Source organism: Brucella anthropi (assembly GCF_046630315.1).
In the GTDB taxonomy this organism is placed as follows: domain Bacteria; phylum Pseudomonadota; class Alphaproteobacteria; order Rhizobiales; family Rhizobiaceae; genus Brucella; species Brucella anthropi_A.
Window position 1 is genome coordinate 186713 of record NZ_LQBD01000033.1, and the last position, 22343, is coordinate 209055.

Below are 22343 nucleotides of genomic sequence, written 5' to 3' on the forward strand. Positions count from 1 at the left end.
ATTGACTGCATCAATCCGAAGGCCGGAAACCCTGTCGGAAGCTGATGCGTCTCTAACTATTTGTTTCGTCGCATTATCCGACGCATCGAAGCGGGATCAGAAATCAGTCCAGTGGACTGATTTCCCCGCGTAGGCGCTCCGCACTTTTGGCTCGAAAATGCTCTAGCGGTTGCGATCGGCCGGCTTGTCGAAACCTTCCTGTCCGAGTTGCAGATTGGGGAAGACCAGCGATTTGATGACGACCGGAACGGCACCTGATGTCTCCAGCATGGCGCCAATGTCGATGAAATCGAATTCATCGAGCGCGATGCCGTCGATAGACACCACCTTGGCAAGCCCTGCATCCTGCTTGCAGTGCATGCCGACAAGGCCGCCAATGTCACCCTCGCCGACCAGAACCAGCGGGTGTCCCCTGCCGAGTACGGATGAAAGGCCGTCGATGATGCCGCGGCAGAAACCATCCAGCCTGCGATAGCTTGCGGATCCCTTCCATTCGTAGCAAACCCCGACCGGGCTGTCGCCATGCTCAAGATCCAGCCGCTTGAGTGCTTCCCTCACGGCCTCTGCAACGCCCAGGGGCGCGATTTCTTCATCAAAGGCGAATGCCGGCTTGATGACGGGAATATTGCGCATGGGCAGCATTGCCAGCGGTTCGACATAGATGGTGCTGCCGCTGACCTGCACCGTATATTGTGATGCGCCAACGACGGTTGCACGGATACCTTGCTGCGGACGCTCCAGCTTCGGCGGCCATGCGTCGAGCTTTTTGCGGATGCCGGCAGCAAGCAGCGGGCCAAGATCGCTGAAGCTCTGGGCCTCTTCGGCATAGATGAATTCCGAAACGCCGCCAGAAAACATGACGATGTCGGGCAACGTGCCTTGCGGCAATACCGGCAGACGATGCAGCGCTGCGGTTTCGCCCCGCATTTCCCCGCCCTGCATCGCCTCAAAAAGCGTATCGATCATGATGTCGGCGATCCGGGCTGCATCCTCTTGGCGGAGAACTTGACCGGGTGCCAACGCAATGCCGGCTTTTCGGGCAAAATGAAGCCCTGCTTCTTCGATGCGATTGATCCGCCGGGCTTCATCGAAAGCGATGATTCTGGCGCCGATATCAATGGCGCTGATATGCTTGATGGCGCCCTTTTCGCATATGGCCAGCTTTGACGTGCCCCCGCCAATATCGACGTTGAGCACCAGCGACTGGTCTTTTGCCGATCGCGCCACCGCGCCGGAACCGAAGGCGGCAAGGGTTGTCTCCAGCCCGTCGCCGGCGCTGACGACAACGAATTTTCCGGTTTCGGCGGAAAAAATTTCACCGATGGCGCGGGCATTGCTGCGGCGCACCGCCACGCCCGTCAGGATGAGCGCGCCCGTATCGATATCGTCAGGCTTCAGCCCGGCCGCGGAATATTGTTCGCGGATGAAAGCGCCAAGGCGTTCCGCATCGATCTCGTTGTCGCCGCTATAGGGCGTCAACAGAACATCGGACTGATGCAGAAGGGTGCGTTCGACCACCATGTAGCGCGTATCGAGCCGTTCCAGCACGATACGCGAAAAAGCGAGATGGGAGGTCGAGGACCCGATATCGATGCCCACGCTGGTAAGCACGATTTCGTCCTCGACTTCCATGCTGCGGCCGATATTGGAGAAAAATATCCGGCCGCCCTGTTCTTCCTCGGTGTCGGACATGGATCAGACGACGGTGGAAAGTTTCGCTGTCGTGTCGGCCGGCTTTTCGTACCATTCCGGCTTCATGCGGATTTCAACGCCATTCTGTTTCAGAAGCGCTTCATATTCCTGACGGATATATGGATCTTCCATCCAGTACGGAATGGCTGTGCCGCCTTCATTGACATTGATCGCGGTGTAGTCTGTATGCTTTTCGCCGGGCGCGCCAGGATCGCGGCCTGGATTATGCGGGCCGAACCAGGCGGTGAGGCGGAACGGCTCCTTCGAAACGCTGAAATGCTGGTGATACCAGCGCGCGCCGCCGGGGGCCGCCGTGACCATGCCATACTGGCCGTAGTCGAGGCGGCGCACGCGATGCGCATTGCCTGTCTCCCACGGATTGACGCCGCATTCTTCCGGCCAGGTATAGGTATAGCCCTCGCCTTTGAGGCAGATCAGGATTGCCGCCGAAGTGTGGGCATGGGCTTTGGAATAACGGCCGTTTTCGTGTTGGCCGATCCAGTAATAGAAGGCGTTGTTGGTCATGAATGGTTCAACGCGGCGATAGCCGACCGAACGGCGGTTATCGAGCGGAAGATCGCAATTGACCGCATCGGGCAGGAAGTTGGTGCGGCGCATGGCAAGGCCGCGCACCGGATCCGGCTCGATCTCCTCGCGGTACTTGTAGAAATCGTCCGCGCCCGAGAAGCGGTCACGGAAGACGAAGGGATTGTTGAACACGGCTTCGACATTCTGAATCTGGTTCAGAACATTTGGGGCCGTCGTTCCGCCAAGCAGCAGCGCCGGGCTGTTGGTGGCGTTGACGATGCGGTGCATGGCATTCATCGGGATCGAGAACATCGAACCTTCCTGCCACTCGAAAACGTGTTTCTTGCCTTCGCCTTCCAGCCAGACTTCCGTTGAGCCGCGCCCTTCCACAACGAGGTAGATTTCCTCATACATATGCTTTTCGGGGTTCAGGGCGCCTGCTGCCGGAACTTCCACCAGATGGCAACCCCATTTGGTTTCGGTGCCGTAAAGCTGGATATAGGTGCCGCGGCCGCCTGTGCGCTTCCAGGGCGTCAGGGGCAGGTTCTTGACATTGGAAACGCCAAGATCGCGGAAAACCGGGATGCCTTCGGATTCCATGAAGCGGTCATAAGGGGTGGGCTGCTTCTTGAATTCTCCAAAACCAGCCTTCTTCGTGCCTGCCGGTTCGTGCCAATGGGTGCCGGTGCCTCCGCCGAGGGGGTCCTGGTGCATTGTGGTCTCCTATGTGTCGTAAAGTAGCCGGGACGATAGCAGAGGCATGATCACGCGGTAGTGCGTTTTCGGAAAGAATGTCTTTCTGGTCCGCCGCGAGGGATCGTGCATCAGGCTTCGGGATCAGATCTCGATCATCACGTCGTCGTTTTCGATGATGACCTTGTAGGTCTTGATCGGAAGCATGCATGGCGGCGCCACCACCTCTCCGGTGCGGATGTCGAAGGCGCCATTGTGAAAATCGCATTCGATCGTATGGCCGTCCAGATAGCCTTCCGAGAGCGAACCTGGACCATGCGTGCAAAGGTCATCCGTGACGTAGAACGTGCCGTTGACGTTGAAAACCGCCAGTGAAAGCTCGCCTTCATCCACGCGAATGGCGCTATCCCAATCGACATCGTTCGTTGAGCATAATCTGATCTTGGTCAACTCGGCGGCCATTTCATCTCCTCCTGGACTTGTGCGTGCCTCGCGGCTTGACGAGGACTTTCGATGTGGATATTGTCTTAAACAGAAACAGCGTTCCGTATAAAGGAACAGAAATATAAAATAGCGCATCATTCGATAACGTCAACCTCCAAATCGTTGCCTTGGGACAGGGGCAAATGGAGGCGTGCCGTGGAGGCGGGTGCGGCCAGGTCCGATTGCAGGAGGAAATAGAATGCTCAGGAAAGAACAGAACGATCTTTTGACGCAAACCGATGCCGGAACCCCGATGGGCGAGATGTTTCGCTCTTACTGGATTCCGGCATTATTGGCGGAGGAGCTGCCGGAGAATGACTGTGCGCCCGTGCGGGTGAAGCTGCTTGGGGAGCGCCTGCTTGCCATACGCGACAGCGAAGGCAAATATGGTCTCATTGATGAGTTCTGCGCCCATCGCGGGGTGTCGCTGTGGTTTGGCCGCAACGAGGAGGGCGGTATCCGCTGCCCTTATCACGGCTGGAAATATGACCGCACCGGCCAATGTGTGGATGTGCCGTCCGAACCGGCGGAGAGCGGCTATTGCAACAAGGTCAAGTTGAAGAATTATCCGCTTATCAAGATCGGCGATATTCTGTGGACCTATATGGGCGCGCCGGAGAAGGAACCGCCGCATCCTGAATGGGAATTTGCGCTGGTTCCGGCCGAACAGACATTCACCTCCAAGCGCTGGCAGGAATGCAACTGGCTGCAGGCTATGGAAGGCGGCATCGATTCGAGCCACGTGTCCTGGCTGCACAGCGGCAGCCTGAACAGCGATCCGCTGTTCAAGGGGGCAGCCGGCAACAAATACAATATGTCCGACGCCCGCCCGTTCTTCGAGGTCACGGATCACGCAGGCGGCCTCTATATCGGCGCACGCCGCAATGCGGAGGCCGGTCATTATTACTGGCGGGTGACGCCGTGGGTCATGCCGTCCTTCACGATGGTGCCGCCGCGCGGCAATCATCCGGTTCATGGCCACTTCTGGATTCCGATCGATGACGAGAACTGCTGGGCCTGGAGTTTCGACTATCGCCCGGATCGCGCCCTGACGAAGGAAGAGCGCCAGGCGATGATCGACGGCCATGGTATCCATGTCGCCTATGTTCCCGGCACCTATCGTCCCGCTGCCAACAAGGACAACGACTATCTGATGGACCGCGAGGCCCAGCGCAAGGGCATCACTTATTCCGGCGTCGCGGGGATTGCCATGCAGGATGCTTCCTTGCAGGAAAGCATGGGGCCGATCGTCGATCGTGAGAAAGAAAATCTTGTTTCGACGGACAATGGCATCATCATGGCGCGCCACCGCCTGATGAAGGCGGCACGCGCGCTGCGCGACAAGGGGACCGTTCCGCCCGGTGTCGATCCGGCTCATCATCGCATGCGTTCGGCAGCTATCGTGCTGCCCGCCGACAAATCCTATCTCGACGTGGCCGAAGAGGCTTTGACGGTCATCGAGGGCAAGGCGCATACGAGCGTATGACGTGCGAATGGCCCCCGGCAGGACGCCGGGGGCCCGGCCCAACCATTCCGGAGATCAAGCAATGCAACTCGGACGAAGTGAAAGCGCTCGCTTCAGCACCGCGGAGGAGGCCCGCTTCCGCATACCTTACCCGAATTCGAAGCCTCGCCAGTCGCGTATCATTGCGTTGGATGCGGCCAGTGAGGCCACATTGCGCAGTCTTGCCACCAGAAGCACGGGGCATGCGCGTTTTTTTCGGTATGTCGAATCAAAGGGTGTGAGCGATTCCCTGCAAATGCTGCATGTCGATGCGCTGCTCGAAGATTTGAATGGCAATCGTGCCAGCCTGGTCGACGAAGTCGAGGGGGCCGACATTGTCGTGATGCTGATAACGGCCGGCGTCAAAGCCCATGCGGCAGAAGTGATCGGCACGGCCTGTTTTGTTCGCAACAAGACGATCACCGGTCTGGTGCTCGATCCCGGAGCCGCTTCCGAGGAGGATGCGGCTTCCACGCTGACGGCCATGCGCCCTTATGCGCCGATGCTGGTTGTATCGGGCGGCGCCGATTATGTGGAGGAAATGCTGCACGCGCTTCGCGTGTGACGGAGCGCATCCCGAAAGGCGTGAAACAGTTTTCGGATCAGAGCCGGGCTTCGGAACAGACAATCGGAGCGTCGATCTGATCCGGTGAGGGCGAAGTAGCGTTCATGGTATGCGTGTGTCCCGGAAGCGCGTCCAGCAAGATCCGGGAACCGATCCTGTTTTCGGTCACGCAGGGAAACAAAGAGTTAGCTTGGTTCGGTGATTCAGCCTAAGCCTAGGCTGCTCAACTGTTAAAAGGATAATCGCTCTATGAATGCAGCCGGAAAGAAGCCTGCCCCATCACAAAAAGCCGTCGCCAAGCGAAACCGTCTGTCGTCTGTGGCGACGGCGGTGCGCCTTCTGAAGATTTTCTCCGAAGATGAAGCGGAGATCGGTGTCAGCGTACTCGCAAAGCGATTGAAGGTTGCAAAAAGTACTGTTCATCGCCTCGCCGTGACGCTGGTAGCCGAAGGACTTCTCGAACAGAATCCGCAAACGGAGCGTTATCGGCTGGGTGTCGGCCTGTTTGCGCTGGGTGCCCTGGTGCGTCGCCGGATGGACCTGTCCAACGAGGCGCGTCCCTATCTTTTCGATCTGCGCAAATTGACGGGCGAGACCATCATCCTCGGCGTGCCGGTGGATGGGATGATCATGCATGTTTACGATCTGGAGAGCCCCCAGGCGCTTGCGATCAAATCCGATCTCGGTGCGCGCAAGCCGGCGCATTGCAGCGCGGTCGGCAGGGCTATCTATGCGTTTGCTCCCCAGTCAACTATCGATGCGATGCTTGCCGCCCCCCTGGTCCGACGCGCGCCGAAAGGCACGACCGATCCGGCACGGATCAGGGAAATATTCGATCTGGTGCGTCAACGCGGTTTCGCCATTGAAGATGAAGAAAACGAGCCGGGCGTTCGCGCCATCGCCGCGCCGGTGCGCAATGCCAGCGGCGCCGTTATCGGTGCCGTCGGTATAGCCGGACCATCGCAACGCCTGTCCATGCAGGCGGTGGAAAATTTCTCAATACCGTTGCTGGAAGCCGCCGCGGCCATTTCTTCCCGGCTTGGCTATGCGGCGGCCCATCATGACCTACACGATCAGGAAGTTTGAAATGCCGACGATTGCCCTCAAGGGAAACGATATTCAATGGAATTGCGCGGATGGCGACACCATCATGCGGTCGGCCATCCGCGCCGGTTTGGGATTTCCTTATGAATGCAATGTGGGATCGTGCGGCAATTGCCGCTTCGACCTTCTTGAGGGCGAGATCGAAGAGTTGAGAGCAGATGCGCCGGGCCTGAGCGCGCGCGACCGCGAGCGTGGGCGCCGGCTTGGCTGTCAGGCGCGTCCGATCGGCGATTGTGTCGTCAAGCTCCGGTTGATGCCGCAATATGAAAGCCGCTTTCCGCCGGTCGACCAGTCTGCCGTGCTGGTCGGGATTCGCGACATCACCCATGACATACGCGAGTTCCGCCTGAAACTGGATCGTCCGGCTGGTTTTCTGGCCGGGCAATATGCGCTTCTGGATATTCCCGGAGTGGAAGGCAAGCGTGCTTATTCCATGGCCAATGTGGAAGACGGTCTGGGTGAATGGCATTTTCAAATTCGACGGGTGCCCGATGGCTCCGCGACGACCAGGCTGTTCGAGAAACTGACTGTCGGGGATCGTATTGGCGTCGACGGACCTTACGGCATGGCTTACTTCCGCGAGGAGGCAGAACGGGACATCATCTGCCTTGGCGGCGGCTCCGGCCTGTCCCCGATGATTTCCGTGGCGCGCGCGGCCGCAAGCGCAAAAAACATGGCCGGACGACGTATTGATTTCGTTTACGGCGGACGCACCGCCGCCGACATCTGCGGCGAGGACATGCTGGCGGAACTGCCGGGCTTTGGGTCGACCATTCATTACCATCCGGTCGTTTCGGGCGAGGACGCCGGCTGGTCGGGCGAGCGCGGCTTCGTGCATGATCTGGCCGCGCGGCTTTTTGCGGATCGCCTTGCTTCCAGCGAGATCTACTTCGCCGGTCCGCCGCTGATGGGGCAGGCCATTCAGAAAATGCTGATCGAATACAATGTTCCGTCAGTCCAGATTCACTTCGACCAGTTTTATTGATAAGGCACAGGGAATGCTGGGATATGGCATGAAGCTGCGGCAGCTGGGCTATTTCGTCAAAGTCGTCGAGGTGGGCAATATCACGCGGGCGGCTGAACAGCTCAACCTCGCGCAGACGGCTCTTGGAATACAGATACGCAATCTGGAAGATAGCCTGCAAGTGCAGCTTCTCGACCGTCATTCGCGCGGGGTCAGCGCCACGGCGGCCGGAAAATTCCTCTATGAACGCGCGATCGAAATCTTGCAGAAGGTCGAGGAGACCCGGCGCGATTTGATTGCGCTGGGTGGCGAACGCACACGGATCCGCTTCGGCGCGACGCCAAGCATCCTGAAGCTGATCGGCATGGAACTGCTGCTGGGGGCGAATGAACAGCTTCCGGGCGTTGCGCTCGAAGTGGTGGAGGAGCTGAGCTTTCTGCTCGTCGATGCGCTGGAGCGCGGTGAGCTCGATTATGTGCTCGCCTATGATATCGAGGCGAGTTCGGGCATTCGACGCATCGCCGTGATGGAAGAGGAATTGCTGCATGTCTCCGCGTCGACTGCCTGCCCGCAGTCCGGAGACATCACATTCCGCGAGGCTGTGGCCGGTGATCTCGCTTTGGTTTCCAACCGGGATATCATCTGGCGGCGCGTCGACGAGACAGCATCGCGCCTTTCCGTCGATCTCAAGATTGCCTATCAGGTCCAGTCGAACGAATCCCTGAAGACACTTGTGCTGCACGGTCTTGCCCAGAGCATCATGCCATATGGGATCGTTGCCGAAGAAGTGAAGAACGGGCAGATCGCCGCCCGCCGGATTACGCGTCCGCCCGTCAAGCGCACCCTTTATTTTGCGCATCCGGCCCATCGCAGCTTTGCAGACGAGCACGTGTTCCTTGATCTTGTCCATCGCATGGCAGGCAGGCTGATCACGGAACTCGGCCCCTATGCGACGCCCATCGACTTCGACATCAGGAGCCAGCCAACAAAATCCGTTTGATGAAAGCGCGTGGTTTTATCTTGGACATTTATGCCGGCGCATTACACCATTTGGACACACTGCATTCGGTCTCAACGAAACACGGCATGGAATCGTGTTCCGAACCGGAGACCGAAGCCTCATCATGTAAAAACCCGCTAGGGAGCTTCCTCTGAGTTCTTTGCTTCGCCTTTCCTTCGGTTGTTGGGATTATGACCGCGTGCGTCCACTGATGGACAAAACGGTGGCGCCTGACGGTATCGATCTTGTGTTCCTGAACATGCCGGTCGAGGAAACGTTCTTTCGTATGCTTCGACATCGGGAATTCGACATTGCTGAAATGTCATTGTCATCCTATGTCATGTCCTGTTTCGCGCCGGAGCGGCCCTTCGTCGCGATCCCGATCTTCCCATCGCGCTTTTTCCGGCACTCTTCGATCTATGTGAATGCCGATGCCGGCATCCACGAACCACGAGATCTGATCGGCAAGCGGATCGGCAATCCGGAATATCAGATGACCGCGCCGGTGTGGATCAGGGGTATTCTATCCGATGAATATGGCGTGAAGGTCGACGATGTGACCTATTACAGCGGCGGCGAGGAACAGCCCGACAGGCCGGAAAAGCTGCCCCTCGATCTGCCGCAAAATATCCGCCTGCAACGTATCGGTCCAGGACAGACCCTTTCCGCCATGTTGTGCAATGGCGAGATCGACGCGCTTTATACAGCCCGCAAGCCTTCGTCCTATAATGGACCCAAAGGCCATGTGCGCCGCTTGTTCGAGGATTTTGTCGAGATCGAGCGAGCCTATTTTCGCAAGACGAACATCTTTCCGATCATGCACACGGTCGTTATCCGGCGGGAACTCTACGAGGCCAATCGCTGGATCGCCCAATCGCTTTACAAGGCATTTGTCGAAGCGCAGCACCGCGCCTATCGCGATTTGACGGAAACGGCGGCGCTGAAAGTCATGCTGCCCTGGTTAAGCGCGCATATTGAAGATGCCCGCCGCACCATGGGCGTGGATTACTGGAGCTATGGCTTCAAGGCCAATCGGCATGTGCTTGAGACATTCCTGCGCTATTCCTGCGAACAGGGGCTGTCGAAGCGGCTGTTGCAGCCGGAAGATATTTTTGCTCCGGAAACAATGGAAAGCTACGTGATCTGATACCAAATCCCGATGCGCTTCGTCCATCGGGATTTGGTCAGCTCCGCAGGGCGGTCGGGCATCTGCAAGGCGTGATGCATCAAAATGCGACGCGCCTCAGTTTCCCATATCTTCCGTCCCTGACAGGTCGGGCAGAAAATTCCGTCCTTCACTGGACAGAAAAGCTTCAAACGCGGTGATGACCGGTGTTTTGAGGCGATCGGCGCGGGTGACGGAAAACCATTGTCTGCGCAGTGGCAATCCTTCGACATCCAATACGGCAAGCTTGCCGGCCCGCACTTCGGCCGCGACACTGTGCGTCGCCAGAAAGGCCACGCTGTCATCGGCCATGATGGCCTGTTTGATATCCTCGATTGACTCCATTTCGGTATTCGGTCCCGCAGAACGCCCCGGAATGTCGCACATGAATTTTTCAAAGAAAACGCGCGTCCCCGCATCCGGGCTTCTGAGGAAGAAATGCTGACGGGCAATCTCCTGCTTGGAGATAGCCTGCCGGCCCACCAGTTCATGGTTTGGCGCACTCACGACGACGAATGAATGTTCGCCGAAAACAGTTGCGCGCACCGAAAAATCGCGCGGTGGCCTGCCGAACAGGGCAACGTCGATGGTCCGGCTTCTGAGGCGCTCCACCGTATCGGTTCGCCGTTCGATGAACAGTTCCAGATCAATATCGGGATAGGCTTTCGCAAAGGCTGCGGCCATCGGTTCGGCAAAATATTTCACGGTGGAAACCGCCCCGACTGAAATACGACCGCGCTTGACGCCCTTGAACGCATCAATCTCCTGGCCGAGAGCGGCAAGGCGCTGTTCAATCTCCTTTGCTGCCGCCAGCACCGCGCTGCCCGCTTGCGTTGGCAGCATGCCGTGGGAGGTGCGCTCGAAGAGCGAGATTCCCATGACCTCCTCGATCTGCTTGAGTTGCAGTGTTACCGCAGGCGCCGTCAGGCCGATGGCCTGCGCAGCGGCAACAATCCTTCCATGGGCTTCAATCGCAAGCACCGACTTCAATTGTCGAAGAGTTATATTCTGCATGGTGCAGTCACATTAAAAAAACTTAAACGCTGCGTAAAGAGAATAAAATTTACTTTCGTTGCGGCATATCCGATCCTCGCAATCAGGGCGGAATATTTTTCATATCGCTGTCTCGTTCTCGCTCTCGCCTGGGCTTCCTTTCCGAGAAATATCGCAGTTTTCGGGAGCGTGCTCCGGCTGGCTAATCTTTCGCGATATTGGCTTCGGATGAAGCAATTATAACCTGTCTGGGTTCTTGAAAATCAGAGGAATGTGAGATGAAACTATCAACGAAACGCGGCCTTGCGGCGATTGCAGCCGCGCTCTTGCCTAGTGCCGCTTTTGCTCATCCGAGCCTTAATCATGTTGCGGATGTCACGCAGGGCTTTGCACATCCATTGACTGGTCTGGATCATATCCTGGCGATGGGTGCGGTCGGCAGTTTTGCCTTCATGCTCGGTGGACGCGCGCGCTGGCTGCTGCCGGCCAGCTTTATAGCGATGATGGCTGTCGGCGGTCTTTTGGGTATGCAAGGCATAGCCGTGCCATTCGTCGAAGCTGGCATTGCAGCTTCCCTTGTCGTCCTCGGTCTGGCTGTTGCGCTCGGCTGGCGTCCGTCGGTTGCCGTCGCCATGGGCGTCACCGGCCTGTTCGCGGTTTTCCACGGTCACGCGCATGGCACTGAAATGCCGCTGGATGCTTCCGGTCTTGAGTACGGAATTGGCTTCATGGTTGCGACGGCATTCCTGCACGCGTCGGGCCTGTTCTTCGGCGCGGCTGTCACCCGCTTCGGCCAGGCCGCCCTGCGTGTCGCCGGTGCGGTTGTTTCGCTCGCCGGCGTGGGGTTGCTGTCGGGACTGATCTGATTCCCTGAAAGAACAATGTGGTGCAAGGCGCCGGTCCGCTCCTGCGGATTGGCGCTTTTTTTGTCGGTTTCATTGGAAAAACAAAAATGCCATGCAGCGGGAAGCTGCATGGCATATTTCGGATGTGCTGACGCCTGCTTGTGAGAGCTTGTCTCCCGAAGGGGGGAACCGCTCTAACTGTTTGTTTTGTCGCATTTTCCTCCGCATCGAAGCGGGATCGGAAATCAGTCCTGTGGACTGATTTCCCCGCGTAGGCGCTTTGCACTTTTGGTTCGAAAATGCTCTAGATGCCGGACTTTAGAAATTCGATCACCCGCGCATTGGTGTCGGTCCGGCTTTGAGCGGAAACCGGCACGTCCCAATATTGCGAGCCGGGAATGCATTCCTGCAGGTAGCGCGCTGCCGATGTTGCGTGGGAGGCGTCTGCTCCCGGAATGATGAGCGCCGGACTGTCGAGGCAGAGCAGATCCTCGGGTTCGGCGCCGGGCACGGTGTCGCGATCGTAAAGTGTGCGGGCCATGCCCGCGACGATGGCCTTGTAGCGATCGACATCCAGCGCGAGGTAATTTCTGACAAATCCCTCATCGTGGCGCAGAACCGAAACCCAGGGGCCGCTGCGCGGATCGGCGCCGAAAGGCTTCGTACCGGATTTTGCCAGCTCGACCACAGCCTGAAGACCGTTCTGGTTGACGAAAGCCAGATGCTCGGCAAAACGCTGATGCCCCGACAGGCGATAGCGTGCGCCGCCGACCGGCCAGAACAGAACCATCCCCATGACCATCTCGGGGTGGGCAACGCCAAAGGCTGCAACGACGCTGCATCCCATGCAGCCTCCCATGAGAAAGGCTTTCTCATGGCCCAGATGCTCCAGCAGGCCTTTGCCCTGGCGCACGTAATCCGACCAATCCACCCGTTCGACACGGCCGCCGGAAAGGCCGCATTCGCGCCGGTCAAAAGTGATGCAAGTGAAGTGTCTGGATAATTCCTCCAGAAATTGCAGATCGGCATAAATGCCTTGCGTGCGCCATTTTTCAATGGTGGCATCCAGGCCGCCCGGCGCATACATCAGCAAGGGCGGCCCTTCGCCCAAAACTTCGTAACGTGTGGTTATTCCATCAATGATTGTCGTGGCTATGGTCACGTCATACCCCCTCGCAGCCGAGTTCACGCAAGCTTTCGTCCACCCAGGATTTGGGGTCGAGCTTGCCTGAAAGCGTATTGGCGACGGTTTTCATTTCCGCCTCGTTTTTCGCTTTTGCCTTTGCGTAGACCTGTTCGACCTGATCGAAAGGCACGCAGATCAAACCGTCGTCGTCGCCCAGAATGAGATCGCCGGGCTCAATGACCATGCCACCGATCGAAATCGGCACATTGATTTCGCCCGGACCGTCCTTGTAGGGACCGCGATGCGTGACCCCGGCGGCAAAGACCGGATAGGTGCCGGCCTTGATCCATCCATAATCGCGTACCGCTCCGTTGATCACAACGCCGGTAACGCCGATGGCGCGCGCATAAGTGAGCATCATCTCGCCGATAAGCGCGTTGGTGAGGTCGCCGCCCGCGTCGACCACGATCACATCGCCGGGGCCCGCCATCAGCAGGGCCTTGTGAATCATCAGATTGTCGCCGGGGCGCACCCGCACCGTGAAAGCCACTCCCGCAAGCACGCCCGATGCGTGCATCGGGCGAAGCTCCGCGCCCGCGGAATTCATGCGGTTCATGACGTCGCTGACGCATGCAACCGGCACGTCGCGGAATCGATCGGCGATCGCGGTCGCGACGCGTCGGCGGCGCTGGAGAATTCTAAATCCCAAAGTCATCGTTGTGGTCCCCCTTATTCCCAAGGCATAAGCGATGCATGAATGACATTCGGCACGCCGTTGCCGCCGACCGACTCGATGGCAAGCGCTGCGTCCTTGAGTGCGAATTTGTGCGTGGTGACGAGATCGAGCGGGAAGCGGTCCGAGGCGAGCTGCTGCAGGGCAAGCTCGCACGCTTCGTAGCTGTGGCCGCGGGCGCTCTTCATGGTAATGGCCTTGACGGTCATCTTTTCAAGCGGGAAATTCGGGAACTCTTTCAGTTCACCTTGCACCAGGATCGTGCCGGCCTTGCGCTTCAGGGCTTCAATGCCGAGCGTGATCGGAATTGTACCCGCGCCTGCCGTACAATCGAGCGAAACGTCCACGCCCTTGCCGCCGGTGATCTCCATGATGCGCGCGAGCGGATCTTCTTCGCTCACATTGATGACATGGTCCGCGCCGAGCTTCCTGGCCACCTCAAGGCGTGCTGCGTCCTTGGCCGTCCCGGTAACGATGATGAGCGAAGCGCCCGCCTGTTTGCAGATTACGGTTTGCGACAGGCCCTGCTGGCCGGGCCCCTGGATCAACACGGTCGAATTGTAGCCGACGCCGGAATCAAACAGCGACCATTCAATGCCGTTGGCCATCGGCGTGACAAGACCGGCAAGCTCCGGCGAAACGCCCTTGGGAACGTGGTGAACGACAGCGTTCCATGGCAGATAAACATATTGGGCAAAGCCGCCCCAAAGATGTGGGGCGCGTTCGGCTGAGGTATAGCCGTAACGGATGCCCTCCGGGTTCTTGCGCCAGTCGGTGTTTTCGCAATGGCGGTACTGGCCGCGATGGCACCATTCGCACTTGCCGCACATCACATAATGTTCGACAAAAACAAGATCGCCTTCCTTAAAACCCTTGCGGCGGGTGAATTCGCGCCCGGCCTTTGCAATATAGCCGATATTCTCATGGCCCATGATGGTTGGCACATTGCTGGGCGGTTTTCTGAACAGCTTGACGTCCGTGCCGCAAATGCCGGCGACTTCCATCTTCAGCAGCGCGCCGTCTTCGGGAATTTCCGGCATCGGAAACTCCCGCATTTCCAGCTGGCTTGGCCCGGTGCGAACGGCCGCGAGAACCTGTTGTGTCATATCTTCTTCCTTTCATCTGTCTGCGGATGCCGGCATATTCCGGCCCGCTTTGTTCGAATTGGCTTTGACGGAAGCTGCGCATCGTTTACCAAGGGCCATTCCCCGCGAATTCAGGTCAGACCATGCTTCGATCCGCTTCCATTCCTCCTGAACATCTCCAGGCCGTGCGCCGCCTGAAAGGCTGGACACGGCACCGTTTTTCGCTGCGGGAGGAGGATGCCGTCATGGTTTCGGAAATCGCTTGCGGTTTGCCCGGATGCCCGCCGCTGGAAACGGTTGTTGCCTTTTGGACCGCTCCGGATCGGCGGCACCAGTTCAAGCTGTTCAAGCGCGTTGTCGAAGTCAGTGAGGACGACTTGCCGCCATACTGGATGAAGAATGCAATTCTTTCCTATGACGACGAAATGTGCTGCTGACCAACCGCCTTTCCGGCTCGCGCGTCAGACCGCGCGTCCCGGATGCCCGCGTCTGGTGAGAATGGCATCGAGCCGCGGATAGACCCGCCGCGCATTGCCCTCGAAAATCTTGTAGCGGCCTGCCTCGTCGAGCCCTTCGAGCTGATCGATATAGCGCTTGGTATCATCGTAATGATGGCCCGTTTCCGGATCGATGCCCTTGACCGCTCCCAGCATTTCCGAAGCAAACAGGATATTGCCGATCGGGATGACCCTGGTCATCAGTTCGATACCGGGATAGTGATAGACACAGGTATCGAAGAAGACGTTATTGAGAAGATGTTCCGAAAGAAGGGGCTTCTTCAATTCCTGCGCCAGGCCGCGATATCGGCCCCAATGGAACGGCACAGCGCCGCCGCCGTGCGGGATGACGAATTTTAGCGTGGGGAAATCCTTGAACAGATCGCCCTGGAGAAGCTGCATGAAGGCGGTCGTATCGCCGTTGATGTAGTGTGCGCCGGTATGGTGAAAGCAGGCATTGCACGACGACGTGACATGGATCATCGCCGGAACGTCCAGTTCGCAGAGTTTTTCATAGAGCGGATACCATTCCCGGTCGGTCAGCGGCGTTCCTGTCCAGTAGCCTCCCGAAGGATCGGGATTGAGGTTCACGCCTACGAAGCCCAGCTCGTTTACAATGCGCTCCAGTTCCGGGATGCAGTTTTTCGGAGCCGCGCCGGGATGCTGCGGCAATTGCCCGACGGCGACGAAATTGTCAGGCAGCAATGTGCAGATCCGATAGATGAGGTCGTTTGAAATCCTCGTCCATTCAATGCCGGTCGCTTCGGTGCCGACATGGTGCGCCATGCCGGCCGCGCGCGGGGAGAAGATCGTCAGGTCGCTGCCGCGTTCGCGCTGGAGCTTTAATTGCGGCTGCACGGATTGGATAAGCATTTCATCGGTAATGCCAAGATCCGTGCTCGTGGGCCGGCGCATGCGGTCGGCAAGACCGGCAAGCTGCTTGTCGCGGAATTGGTGGAGGGCTTGCGGCTCGGTCGTATAGTGGCCGTGAATGTCGATAATCATAGTGTCGTCCTTCGGATACGGCCTGCTTGCAGGCGTATTGAACCGGCTCGGTGTCCGGCGGATCAAAATTTCGGAAAGAGCTCATCCACATCGTAGACGCGCGGCGTGATCAGCTGTTCGGCGGAATAGTCGAAGGCCAGTTGCAGCGAATGTCTGTTTGCCTCCAGCCCATAGGCGGGAGGCGGGGCGGCGCCGTCTTCCTGCTCCGCTACGCGGCGCGCTTCGTCGAAAAGTTCGAACAATTCGCCCAGGAGCCAGGGATATTCTTGCGCAAGCGCGGTCTTGACCGTCAGAACATGATTGATGGGCATAATGCCGGTGCGTTCAGTCCACGTCCGCGCCGTGCTTTCAGCATCAGGGATGACAGTGCGTATGCCGGAAGGGTCGACTTCGCGCTCGCCCATGATTGCGGCCAGCTCCCCCGCCATCATCAAGGGCCGCAGGGCCAGCGGCGAGGTGTTGCGAACCGCGATCGACGGGTCCTCATATTCAGCAAGGTGCGAATCTTCCATCGTGACCCAGGTGATCTTGTTGAGATCGACACCAAATTCATGCTGCAGGATGCCTCGCACCCAGACCCCCGATGTTTGCCCATAGGCGCGCACCCCGACCTTATGGCCTTCAAGGTCACGTGGATCGGCAACGGGCGAATCGGTGGGGCAAACCAGATTCGTGGCCGGCAGGCGGCTCCACAGCGGTACGGCGATGCCCGTGATCGGCTTGCCGTAATGGTAAGCCAGCAAATGCGTGATGATCGCCATTTCAGACAGATCAAGCCCATCACCGCGAACCATGGTGCGGAAAGCTTTCGGCAACGGATCGAATTCCTCAAATTCAAGGCGAACCCGATTTGATTGGACACGTCCATCCTTCAACGGCTTGGCGTGGGCATGTTTGCCGATCGCTGTCCGCAACACCAGTGGTTCGGCCATTTTAGCATTCTCCGGAGCTTGATTGCTGCTTGTTGTTCCTTTATACGGAACGATGTTCTTTTTTAAGTAGAATACTGCAAATCCCCGGCGGGTCAATCACCTTGTGCAAGTTTATCGATGTGTGGTGTCAGCGCGCTTCGCATTCCGGGGCGCGCAAAGGATGCAGCGCGAACGGGAAGCTGCGTCTTTGGAGGGGAGCCCGGGCCATGCTTCAGCGAGAAACATCTGCCGCCGATGGGAAGGCGCCGGAATGCAAACGCATCAGCCCCTGGTCCCAGGCACGTCTCCTGAAGCCGGTTCGGCCTTTTGAAGGATATGCCCGGCACCATTGACCTGAACATTTGAAAGCCTGAATGCCGGGCTTGAGGCTGTTTCCGGCATAGCACGCATATGATGGCATATGGGTGGTTATTAAGTTTTTCTTATTCCGGCACTAATCGGAAATGGCGTGGACTTTTTCCACGCCCACGCACTTTTATATCCTGTCTCCAGCCAGGCAGACCAATCCCATGACAGGAGGGGCGATGGACCAGTCAGCTAACACGTTAAAGCGAGAGGCGCGGCCGGATCCTATCTCCCCGCTGGCCCTGCTCGCTTCTTTTCTGCGCCTTGGCGCGTCGTCTTTCGGCGGCGGGATGTCTGGATGGACGCATCGGGAGATCGTCGAACGCCGTGGCTGGATGAATGATTCCGAATTCCTCCAAACCCTGACCGTTGCCCAGATCATGCCTGGCGCCAATCCTGTAAACCTTGCTGTTTACATCGGACTGAAGCTTTGCGGCATTACTGGCGCAGCCATCGCGCTTGTTGGCATGGTTTTTCCGGCCTTCGCAGTCATTCTCGTCCTCGGCGCGCTTTACCAATGGCTTCGCATTTACCCGGAGGCCCAGGCAATCCTGCGGGGGCTTGCCTGCATGGGCATCGCATCGAGCCTGACGATGGGGTTGAAGACTTCCCGGCGCCTGAACGGTCGAATCGTGCCGATCCTCATCGCTGTGGCCGTCTTTACCGCAGTCGGGGTTCTCCAATGGCCGCTCGTGACAGTGGTTGTTTGTGTTATTCCCGCAAGTGTCGCGGCCATTTACTGCCTTGAAAAGGACAAGCCCCGTGGATGACGGCAAGCTCCTTAATTTGATCTTGCTGTGCATCCCGCTATCGCTTGTCTCTTTCGGAGGGGGGCAGACCATTGTTGCAAGCCTTCAGCATCAATTGGTCGATAGCCAGCATATGCTGACCAGCGAACGCTTTACCGATCTTTACGCAATCTCGCGCTCTGCGCCGGGGCCGGGCACGTTGATCGTCGCGCTGATCGGATGGGATATTGGCGGGCTTTTCGCCGCCTTTCTCGCGGCCTGTGCGATATTCCTGCCGTCATCGGTTCTTCTGTGCATCGTTGGCAGCTATTGGGAGCGCGTTCGCACGCGCCCATGGGGGATTGCCGTCGAAAAAGGTCTCGCGCCCGTGGCGCTTGGACTTATTTTCGCGGGCATCTACACCGTCAGTTCGTCCGCCCGTCTCTCTCCGCTTGAGATCGCAACGATAGCTTTGGCCGCCTTCCTGCTCATGATGACAAGAATAGGAGCGTACCCGCTGCTGGGCGCGATCGGTGTGCTGTATTTTTGTCTGGGTAATATGGGTTTTATCTGATGCATATCTCCCAAAAGCGGTGATCGGGTTCGGGCAAAAGATATGCGCGAAAACAAACGGGCAGGGATGGTGCGCCGGCTTCGTTTCGGCCGGAATCATTTGGGCCGGAATCGTTTGGGCGGCGAGTGCGCCCGCTTTGCCCCTTCCGGGGGCGGTGATTTCTATCCGATTTCTGAGGCCACGCGAAATTAGCTTATCTGCACATAATTTTTTGCTTTGGACAAAATTATCGGGCCACACCTAACTTGAAAACAAACGGCAGAAAGCTGTTACGAGGAGATGGCAATGTCGGCGGTATGAGGAGCATACCGACAGTTGCCTGACGGCCATACAGCCAGATTGGCGTACCCGTCGGAGGAGGAAAATACCTTAAATGATCCAGGTTATGTTTGGGGCGCTCTACAGTCTTGTAAGCTCGCCTCATATTATGGGACTCATGCTGATTGCAGTCGTTTGCGGCTTGCTTGTGGGGATTACGCCAGGCATCGGCGGCAAGCTCTCGATAGCGATGGCGATACCGTTCGTCTATGGTATGGATATGGTTGGCGGTGCCGTGTTTCTGCTCGCCCTCCACGCGGTCAACGGCACCAGCGGACAGATTTCCAGCATCATGTTCGGCATTCCTGGCGATGGCGACGACGCGGCAACCACGCTCGACGGCTATCCGCTGGCCAAACAGGGGCAGGCGGCACGGGCGCTTGGTGCGAGCATCACCGCATCGGGGGTCGGCGGGATTATCGGAGCGGCCGTATTCGCCCTCATGATCCCGGTGCTGCAGCCAATCATTCTGATGTTCAGCCCGGCAGAATTCTTTCTCATCGCGCTGCTGGGCATAAGTTTCATCGCATTTCTGGCAAGCGGCAACAAGATCGTGAAAGGACTGATCGTTGGCTGCTATGGCCTGATGCTTTCCACGATCGGTATGGATCCGATCACGGGTACGGCGCGTTACGCTGGCGATATGCTGTTTCTATGGGATGGCGTGAGCCTCGTGACGGCTGTGCTGGCCATGTTTGCCGTACCGGAAATGATTGCGCTTGCAACCAAGGGGGGCTCGATCTCGGCCGTCTCCATGGACAGCGGTTTCTCGTACAGGCAATTGCTTTCCGGCGTCATGGAAGTGCCGCGTCATTGGTGGCTTGTGCTGCGGACCTCGGTGATCGGTGCGGTGATCGGAATGATTCCGGGGCTGGGCGGATCGACGGCGGCATGGCTCTGCTACGGTCATGCGGTGCAAAGTTCCAAGACACCGGAGCGGTTCGGCAAGGGCGCGATCGAAGGCGTTATCGCGCCTGAAACGGCGAGTAACGGCAAGGAAGGGGGCTCTCTGCTTCCAACGCTGTTCTTCGGCATTCCCGGCAGCTCCGGCATGGCTGTTCTGCTGGGCGCATTCCTCATCCTTGGCATTCAGCCGGGTGCCCTGATGGTGACCGAGCATCTCGATCTCGTCTGGACGCTGATCTGGGCGCTGGTGGTCGGCAATCTCATTGCCGTGCTCCTGCTGCTTTTTTCCTGCCGCTGGATTGCAGTTCTGACTTTCGTGGATGGCCGGATTCTGGTGCCGTTCATTCTGATCTTCATCACCATCGGCTGCTATGTGAGCGACGTACAGTGGCAAAATCTGGTGATACTGGGGCTTTTCAGTCTACTGGGCTATGGCTTCCAGCGCGCTGGCTGGCCGCGCTCGCCTTTCGTCATCGGGCTTGTCCTGGGCAGCAAGGCGGAAGCATCGCTGCATCAGGCGCTGCAATTATGGGGTTACTCCTTCTTCATGCGCCCGCTGTCGCTGGTCCTCATTGGCATTATCGTCGCCCTGATGGCGTATGCCTTCTATAAGAATCTCGTAGCCGCCAAACGTCCGGCACATGCAGGAGCAGGCGCATGATGAAGCGATTTACTTTCTCCACCTGGCTGACGGTTGTGATGCTGCTGTTTTTTGCAGTCGCGATCACCCTTGCGATGGGCTATCCCGCCAAGGCGCGCATGATGCCGCTCATTGTCGCGATACCCGGTGTCGCCTTATGTCTCATCCAACTCGCCGTTGATCTTCTCAGCTCGCCAAAGAGCACGTTCCACGGTGCGCCGCGTGCCGGCCTCGATCATCCCGTCGGGGTTGACGTGGCCGTGCCGGCAGTCGAGGAGTTGCCGGAGTTCGGGCCGCATACGGTGCGTCAGGAACTGGTGATGTGGGCTTTCTTCGTTGCCTTCATCGTCTGTATCCTGCTTTTCGGGTATTATGTCAGCGTGCCGGCCCTTCTCTTGATATTCCTCAGGCAGCAGGCCAGGGTTTCCTGGCGGCTGGCCATTTCCCTGGCCGTTGGAGCGACGCTCGTTCTCTATCTGGCATTTGCCATGCTGCTTCACATCCAGTTGCATCCGGGCTTCCTGACGCCTTTGCTGATGGCAAAATTCGGCTTCGCGGCCGCGTGAATCATGGCATGGCAAACGCGCGGGGAGCGGGCGTTTGCCATGCGGAAATATTGTCCCGTCCCTGGAGAACCGTGGGAATATAGGGAGGAGAATTCAAGAAGATGAAACATATCATGATGCGGATCGCCGTTGCGATTTCGGCTCTGGCCGGTGCCATAGCCCCCAATGCCGCAATGGCGAATGGCGGCGCAGAGTTTTTCAACGGAAAGACGATCACCTATATCGTCGCAACATCGCCCGGCGGTGTTTATGACACAAATGGCCGTTTGATCGCGCAATATATGCAGAAATATCTGCCGGGCTCGACCATCATCGTCCAGAACATGCCCGGGGCAGGCCATCTGATCGGCGCCAATTATATTTCCGCTTCGAAACCGGATGGGCTGATCTTCGGCACGTTCAATACCGGCCTGATTTATCAACAGTTGATAAAGGATCCGGGCGTCCGTTTCGATCTGGGCAAAATGTCCTGGATCGGCAAGGCAACAGCCGATCCGCGCGTCATTATCGTGTCGACGGAAAGCGGGATTGAAAATTTCGATCAGCTTCAGGCGTTGAAACAGCCCATCAAGTTTTCAGCGCCCGGCAAGGGCACGGCATCGATGATGGAAACAACGATGCTCGTCAAGACGCTCAAACTGCCGGTCGAAATTGTTTCCGGCTATAACGGCAATGAAGATCAGCTGGCGATGCTTCGTGGCGAGACGCAGGGCGTGCTTGGTTCGCGCTCGGAATGGCAGCCGCTCGTCAATGAAGGCAAGGCGCGGATCATTGCCCAGATTGGTGGAACACAAACCGATGTTCCGCAACTGTCCTCACTCATCAGCGACCCGGCCGGGCAGGCCGTTGTGAAGCTGATCGGTTCGCAGAGCAATCTGACAAGCCTGACCGCCGGACCGGCCGACATTGCCGCCGATCAGCTTGGCGCGTTGCGGGAGGCCTATCGCGCGGCAACGGAAGATCCGGACTATCGGGCGAAGGCGAAAACCCTCGGACTACCGGTGGCCCCCTTAATCGGTGATGATGTGGCCAGGCTTGTGCAGACGGCATTGTCGGCGGATGCGCAGACCGTCGATATTTTGAAGGAAACCCAAGCCAACGAGTAATTTTTCGGAGGGAGCGGTTCGCAACGGTCCGTTGAATGGCGACCGCTCCCTGTATTTTCGCCCACGGGCAAGGCATCCGCAGGATGCGATGAAGGAATATTGGGGTTTGACCGGATAAACACCAAATCCCGTTCCCCCAAAATTGCGCCAACGACGGAATCCAGTCCTTGTCTGGCTGGAAGTAAGCCCGACAAGCGAACGTTTCCCCAAGAACGGGAACCGTCTTCGCGGGAAATCAATTCGCCC

At 58.0% G+C, this 22343-nt stretch carries 22 protein-coding genes; 13 read left to right on the plus strand and 9 right to left on the minus strand.

The window, feature by feature from the left end; all coding sequences use genetic code 11:
• Positions 1 to 162: 162 nt before the first annotated feature.
• The 3 genes from AVM02_RS14595 to AVM02_RS14605 form a co-directional block, all read right to left on the minus strand.
• Positions 163 to 1692, minus strand: coding sequence for an ethanolamine ammonia-lyase reactivating factor EutA (locus tag AVM02_RS14595; RefSeq protein WP_411507639.1), 1530 nt, complete (start codon positions 1690 to 1692; stop codon positions 163 to 165).
• Between the two features lie 3 nt (positions 1693 to 1695).
• Positions 1696 to 2934: a cupin domain-containing protein gene (locus tag AVM02_RS14600; RefSeq protein WP_411507640.1), complete on the minus strand. Its 1239-nt coding sequence runs from the start codon at positions 2932 to 2934 to the stop codon at positions 1696 to 1698.
• Positions 2935 to 3057: 123 nt separating this feature from the next.
• Positions 3058 to 3375, minus strand: coding sequence for a non-heme iron oxygenase ferredoxin subunit (locus AVM02_RS14605; protein ID WP_411507641.1), 318 nt, complete (start codon positions 3373 to 3375; stop codon positions 3058 to 3060).
• A gap of 220 nt (positions 3376 to 3595) precedes the next feature.
• On the opposite strand from AVM02_RS14605, the gene AVM02_RS14610 reads away from it, so the two are divergent.
• From AVM02_RS14610 to AVM02_RS14635, 6 genes are all read left to right on the plus strand, one after another.
• Positions 3596 to 4882 (plus strand): Rieske 2Fe-2S domain-containing protein, encoded by a 1287-nt coding sequence (locus AVM02_RS14610; RefSeq protein ID WP_411507642.1) that lies wholly within the window; start codon positions 3596 to 3598, stop codon positions 4880 to 4882.
• 256 nt (positions 4883 to 5138) lie between these two features.
• On the plus strand, positions 5139 to 5465 hold the full coding sequence (locus AVM02_RS14615) for a hypothetical protein (RefSeq protein WP_411507643.1): 327 nt from the start codon (positions 5139 to 5141) through the stop codon (positions 5463 to 5465).
• A gap of 249 nt (positions 5466 to 5714) precedes the next feature.
• Complete coding sequence (locus AVM02_RS14620; protein WP_411507644.1) at positions 5715 to 6551, plus strand: IclR family transcriptional regulator; 837 nt, start codon at positions 5715 to 5717, stop codon at positions 6549 to 6551.
• Positions 6526 to 7554, plus strand: a complete 1029-nt coding sequence (locus tag AVM02_RS14625; protein WP_411507645.1) for an FAD-binding oxidoreductase — start codon at positions 6526 to 6528, stop codon at positions 7552 to 7554. Before AVM02_RS14620 ends, AVM02_RS14625 begins: the two co-directional genes overlap by 26 nt.
• A gap of 28 nt (positions 7555 to 7582) precedes the next feature.
• Positions 7583 to 8533: a LysR family transcriptional regulator gene (locus AVM02_RS14630; RefSeq protein WP_411507646.1), complete on the plus strand. Its 951-nt coding sequence runs from the start codon at positions 7583 to 7585 to the stop codon at positions 8531 to 8533.
• Positions 8534 to 8744: 211 nt separating this feature from the next.
• Positions 8745 to 9680 (plus strand): ABC transporter substrate-binding protein, encoded by a 936-nt coding sequence (locus tag AVM02_RS14635; RefSeq protein WP_411507647.1) that lies wholly within the window; start codon positions 8745 to 8747, stop codon positions 9678 to 9680.
• Positions 9681 to 9776: 96 nt separating this feature from the next.
• Here the strand turns inward: AVM02_RS14635 and AVM02_RS14640 are convergent, their stop codons facing one another.
• Entirely contained in the window at positions 9777 to 10712 is a 936-nt protein-coding gene (locus tag AVM02_RS14640; protein WP_411507648.1) for a LysR family transcriptional regulator, read from the minus strand.
• A gap of 257 nt (positions 10713 to 10969) precedes the next feature.
• On the opposite strand from AVM02_RS14640, the gene AVM02_RS14645 reads away from it, so the two are divergent.
• Entirely contained in the window at positions 10970 to 11557 is a 588-nt protein-coding gene (locus AVM02_RS14645; RefSeq protein ID WP_411507649.1) for a HupE/UreJ family protein, read from the plus strand.
• 283 nt (positions 11558 to 11840) lie between these two features.
• Here the strand turns inward: AVM02_RS14645 and AVM02_RS14650 are convergent, their stop codons facing one another.
• From AVM02_RS14650 to AVM02_RS14660, 3 genes are read right to left on the minus strand one after another with little or no spacing between them, the layout of a single operon-like run.
• On the minus strand, positions 11841 to 12698 hold the full coding sequence (locus AVM02_RS14650) for an alpha/beta fold hydrolase (protein ID WP_411507650.1): 858 nt from the start codon (positions 12696 to 12698) through the stop codon (positions 11841 to 11843).
• Between the two features lies 1 nt (position 12699).
• Positions 12700 to 13377 (minus strand): RraA family protein, encoded by a 678-nt coding sequence (locus tag AVM02_RS14655; RefSeq protein WP_411507651.1) that lies wholly within the window; start codon positions 13375 to 13377, stop codon positions 12700 to 12702.
• Between the two features lie 14 nt (positions 13378 to 13391).
• Positions 13392 to 14501 carry a zinc-dependent alcohol dehydrogenase gene (locus AVM02_RS14660; protein WP_411507652.1) on the minus strand — a complete coding sequence of 370 codons (1110 nt, stop codon included), beginning with the start codon at positions 14499 to 14501 and terminating at the stop codon, positions 13392 to 13394.
• A 122-nt stretch (positions 14502 to 14623) separates the two neighbouring features.
• Here AVM02_RS14660 and AVM02_RS14665 point away from each other — a divergent pair, with 122 nt between their 5' ends.
• A complete protein-coding gene (locus AVM02_RS14665) occupies positions 14624 to 14917 on the plus strand; it encodes a hypothetical protein (RefSeq protein ID WP_411507653.1) in 294 nt (97 codons plus the stop codon).
• Between the two features lie 24 nt (positions 14918 to 14941).
• Here AVM02_RS14665 and AVM02_RS14670 read toward each other — a convergent pair whose 3' ends face one another.
• Together AVM02_RS14670 and AVM02_RS14675 are read right to left on the minus strand one after the other, a co-directional pair.
• Positions 14942 to 15982: an amidohydrolase family protein gene (locus tag AVM02_RS14670; RefSeq protein ID WP_411507654.1), complete on the minus strand. Its 1041-nt coding sequence runs from the start codon at positions 15980 to 15982 to the stop codon at positions 14942 to 14944.
• 62 nt (positions 15983 to 16044) lie between these two features.
• A complete protein-coding gene (locus AVM02_RS14675) occupies positions 16045 to 17010 on the minus strand; it encodes an ABC transporter substrate-binding protein (RefSeq protein WP_411507655.1) in 966 nt (321 codons plus the stop codon).
• A gap of 347 nt (positions 17011 to 17357) precedes the next feature.
• Between AVM02_RS14675 and AVM02_RS14680 the strand changes: the two genes are divergently transcribed.
• From AVM02_RS14680 to AVM02_RS14700, 5 genes are all read left to right on the plus strand, one after another.
• Positions 17358 to 18029 (plus strand): chromate transporter, encoded by a 672-nt coding sequence (locus AVM02_RS14680; RefSeq protein WP_411507656.1) that lies wholly within the window; start codon positions 17358 to 17360, stop codon positions 18027 to 18029.
• Positions 18022 to 18561: a chromate transporter gene (locus tag AVM02_RS14685; protein WP_411507657.1), complete on the plus strand. Its 540-nt coding sequence runs from the start codon at positions 18022 to 18024 to the stop codon at positions 18559 to 18561. The genes AVM02_RS14680 and AVM02_RS14685 overlap by 8 nt, the downstream gene beginning before the upstream one ends.
• A 436-nt stretch (positions 18562 to 18997) precedes the next feature.
• A complete protein-coding gene (locus tag AVM02_RS14690) occupies positions 18998 to 20446 on the plus strand; it encodes a tripartite tricarboxylate transporter permease (RefSeq protein WP_411507658.1) in 1449 nt (482 codons plus the stop codon).
• Entirely contained in the window at positions 20443 to 20991 is a 549-nt protein-coding gene (locus tag AVM02_RS14695) for a tripartite tricarboxylate transporter TctB family protein (protein ID WP_411507659.1), read from the plus strand. Before AVM02_RS14690 ends, AVM02_RS14695 begins: the two co-directional genes overlap by 4 nt.
• Positions 20992 to 21092: 101 nt before the next feature.
• Positions 21093 to 22097, plus strand: coding sequence for a Bug family tripartite tricarboxylate transporter substrate binding protein (locus AVM02_RS14700; RefSeq protein ID WP_411507660.1), 1005 nt, complete (start codon positions 21093 to 21095; stop codon positions 22095 to 22097).
• Positions 22098 to 22343 lie beyond the last annotated feature (246 nt).